Source organism: Burkholderia sp. Ac-20379 (assembly GCF_017104645.1).
In the GTDB taxonomy this organism is placed as follows: Bacteria; Pseudomonadota; Gammaproteobacteria; order Burkholderiales; family Burkholderiaceae; genus Burkholderia.
On the sequence record NZ_JAAGPF010000476.1, the window covers coordinates 1 to 4,059 of the forward strand.

At 70.8% G+C, this 4,059-nt stretch carries 2 protein-coding genes; one reads left to right on the plus strand and one right to left on the minus strand.

Translation table 11 applies throughout. The features are described 5' to 3' along the window. On the minus strand, positions 1-1,445 hold a 1,445-nt coding region (locus G3N92_RS31570), incomplete at its 3' end, for an ATP-binding protein (protein WP_206131460.1). Positions 1,446-1,773: 328 nt separating this feature from the next. On the opposite strand from G3N92_RS31570, the gene G3N92_RS31575 reads away from it, so the two are divergent. Next, on the plus strand, positions 1,774-4,059 hold a 2,286-nt coding region (locus G3N92_RS31575; protein WP_206131461.1), incomplete at its 3' end, for a transglycosylase domain-containing protein.

Below are 4,059 nucleotides of genomic sequence, written 5' to 3' on the forward strand. Positions count from 1 at the left end.
TCGCCGAGCGGCAGATCCACATGGAATTCGGCGCCGTGGCCCGGCGTGGACACCAGCCCGACCCGGCCGTGCATGCGCTCGACCAGCACCTGCGTGATGTGCAGGCCCAGCCCGGTGCCGGTGCCGACGCGGCGGTCGCGCTCGTCGGCCTGCGAGAACTTTTCGAAGATGCGCGCGCGGAACGCCTCGGGGATGCCGCCGCCGTGATCGCGCACGGCGATCCGGGCGCGCGCGCCGCTGGCGTGGCCGCGAATTTCCACCGCGCCGCCGGCCGGCGAATTCTTGATCGCGTTCGACAGCAGGTTCGCCATCACCTGCAGGAAGCGGTCCGGATCGACCCACACCTCGCAGCCGAACGGCTGGCCCACGCGCGCGAGCGTCACGCCCACGCGGCGCGCGTAATCGAGGTTGGCGGCCAGCGCCTCGTCGAGCAGCGCGTCGAGCGCGCAGGCGCGGCGCTGCAGCGTCATGCGGTCGGCTTCGAGCTTGGCGACGTCGAGCACGTCGTCGATCAGGCGGCCGAGCCGCTCGCCGTTGCGGCGCGCGATGTCCACCAGCTTCTGCGCGGGCGCAGGCAGCGCGCCGGCCGCGCCGCCCGCGAGCAGGTCGATCGCGCCCTTCACCGACGTGAGCGGCGTGCGCAGCTCGTGGCTGACGGTGCTGAGGAAATCGTCCTTGAGGCGGTCGAGCCGGCGCTGTTCGGTCAGATCGCGGATCACCAGCGAGACGCGCGGGCGCGCGCTGTTGCGCCAGCGGCTGATGCGGATGTCGGCGGGGAACGTGTCGCCCGACGGGCCGCGCACGTGCGCCTGGCACGAGGCCGGCGGCGTGTCGGTGCGCAGCCGTTCGGCCAGCTCGGCGGGCAGCAGCGAATCGAGCGGCGCGCCGGCGTCGGGCAGCGCGGCCAGGCCCAGCAGCGCGTAACCGGCTTCGTTCGCGTCGCAGATGCGCACGCCGTCCTCGATGGTCAGCACCGCGTCGCCCACGTGATCGAACAGTTCGCGGTTGTGCGCGGCGAGATGCGCCACGCGCGATTGCAGATCGAGCACGTGGCCGATGTTGCGGATCTTGGCGGCGAGCAGCGCGCCGTCGACGGGCTTCACGAGGTAATCGTCGGCGCCCTCTTCCACCGCGCGCACGAAATGTTCGGCGCCGCTCAGCGAGGACATCACGACGATCGGCAGCCAGGCGCGCTCGTGCCGCGCGCGCAGGCGGCGGGTGGCCTCGAAGCCGTCCATGTCGGGCATCAGCAGGTCGAGCAGCACGAGATCGACGTCGGTGGTCTCGACGATGCCCAGCGCGGCCGCGCCGCTGTCGGCCTCGATCACGCGATGGCCGGCCGCGCGCACCTGCGAGGCGGTTTCCGCGCGGCTCGCGCCGATGTCGTCGACGACGAGCACGCGCAGCGGGTTGTCGGGAGCGGGAAGCGTGATCGAGTCGGTCATCGTGGGAAGGTGCCGGCGCGCGGCACGCAGCGACGGAGTGAGAGCGAACCGATTATGCCATCGGGCCGGGACGCGGAGATGACGGCCGGAACGGGCGGGATGGGCGCGCGGTTGCGCGTGCGTGGCGGCGGTATCCGATGCCGGTTTGCGTCGATCCGGATACCGAAACAATGCGGCGCGGAAAACCGCGTGGCGTCGCTCGGGAAAGCGCGGCGCGGATCGGCGTGGCGCGCATCGCGCGCGGCGGCCCGGTGCGCCCGGCCGCCGCCTCGCCGCCCGCCCCGGCGGCTTTGATACGATGCACGCTTTCGCCTTTCCGGGTTTTCGCGTGAGCCGCCGTTTCCTGTCCAGTCTGCTGTCCCGCCTCGCCGCCTGGCAGGCCGCCGCCCGGCCCCGGGTGGCCGCCGCCGCCGAACGCGCCCGGCCGTACGTGTCGCGCGCGCTCTGGCACGTCCGGCATCCCACGCGCCGCGGCGTGCTGATCGCGATGGCCGCGCTGCCGGCGCTGCTCGCGCTGTACGTGGTGATCCTGATTCCGTTCACGCCGAGCATCGGCGACATCCGCAAGGCACGCGTCGATGCGCCGGCCCAGGTGATGTCGTCCGACGGCAAGCTGCTGGCCGAATTCAAGCCGTCGAACCGCGAATGGACGGCGCTCGCCGACATCTCGCCGCACATGGTCGACGCGCTGATCGCGACGGAGGATCACCGCTTCTACGAGCACCACGGCCTCGACTGGAAGCGCACCGCCGGCGCCGCGCTGCATACGTTCTCGGGTGACCGCCAGGGCGGCTCGACCATCACGCAGCAGCTCGCGCGCAATCTGTATCCCGACGAGATCGGCCGCGCGCCCACGCTCACGCGCAAGCTCAAGGAAGCGATCACGGCGCTGAAGATCGAGGCCGTCTACAGCAAGCCGCAGATCCTCGAAACCTATCTGAACACGGTGCCGTTCCTCTACAACGCCTACGGCGTGGAGATGGCCGCGCGCACCTATTTCGACAAATCGGCCGATCAGCTCGACATCCTCGACAGCGCCACGCTGGTGGGCATGCTCAAGGGCAACAGCTACTACAACCCGGTGATCAACCCGGAGCGCGCGCTGCAGCGGCGCAACACGGTGCTCGGGCAGATGGTCAAGTACGGCAAGCTCACGCCGGCGCAGTTCGCGGTGCTGCAGAAGAAGCCGCTGCGCATCGATTTCGAGCGCCAGAAGGAGCCGCCCGGCCCTGCGCCGCACTTCGCGCAGCAACTGAAGAAATGGCTGATCGGCTGGGCCGACCGCAACGACTACAACATCTATTCGGACGGGCTGATCGTCAGGACCACGATCGATTCGCGGCTGCAGGCGATGGCGACCCAGGCGCTGCGGCTGCAGACCAACCAGTTGCAGGGCATCGCGAACGGCATGTGGAATTCGGGCAGCGGCTGCGCGGCGGGCAGCCCGCTGTTCCAGACGTTCATCCGCGAAACGCCCGACTATCGCGCCGCGCGCGACGGCGGCGCGGACGACGCGGCCGCGCTCAAGACGCTCGACAAGGATCGCGAGTTCCTGCGCAACCTGTGCAAGGCGAAGGCCGACGTGCAGGCCGGCTTCATGGCGATCGACCCGCGCGACGGCGCGATCCGCGCCTGGGTGGGCAGCCGCGATTTCACCAACGAGCCGTTCGATCACGTGCAGCAGGCGCGCCGCCAGCCGGGCTCGACGTTCAAGGCGTTCGTGTATGGCGCGGCGTTCGCCGACGGCGCGAAGCCGTCCGACACGTTCATCGATCAGCCCGTCGAGATCCCGCTCAAGGGCGGCGAGATCTGGCGCCCCGACGACGCCGAGCCGCCCACCGGCAAGCCGATGACGCTGGCCGACGCGCTCGCCTATTCGCGCAACCGCATCACGGCGCAACTGATGCAGCAGGTCGGCCCGGTCAAGGTGGCGCGGCTCGCGCGCGAGATGGGCGTGCGCGACAGCACGCTGGAGGCGGTGCCGTCGCTGGCGCTCGGCACCAGCCCGGTCACGCTGAAGGAAATGGTGTCCGGCTACGCGACCATCGCGAATCTCGGCAGCTATGTCGAGCCGCGCATGGTCACGCAGGTCGAGGATCGCAACGGCAACGTGCTGGCCGAATTCGCGCCGGCGCCGCCGGAGCGCACGCTGTCGGCGTCGGCCTCGCGCACGCTCGTGGACGCGCTGCGCGGCGTGATCAATCGCGGCACCGGCGCGGCGATCCGCTCGCGCTTCGGGATTCGCGGCGACGTGGCCGGCAAGACCGGCACCACGCAGGGCAATACCGACGGCTGGTTCATCCTGATGCAGCCGCAGCTCGTGGCGGGTGCGTGGGTGGGCTTCGACGACGGCCGCGTGACGCTCGGCGACAACTGGGGGCAAGGCGCGCGCAGCGCGTTGCCGATGGTCGGCGATTTCTATCAGCGCGCGTTTCGCGCGAAGCTGATCGATGCGCACGCGAAGTTCGACACCGAATCGCCGCCGGGCTTCTTCGACACGCTGCGCGGCAAGCTGACCGACTGGATGGCGTATCTGTTCCCGTCGAAGCCGGAAAAGGCGGCCGCGCCGGCCAAGCCGCGCGCGGCGCCCGCGCCCGCGCCGGCGCCCGACGAG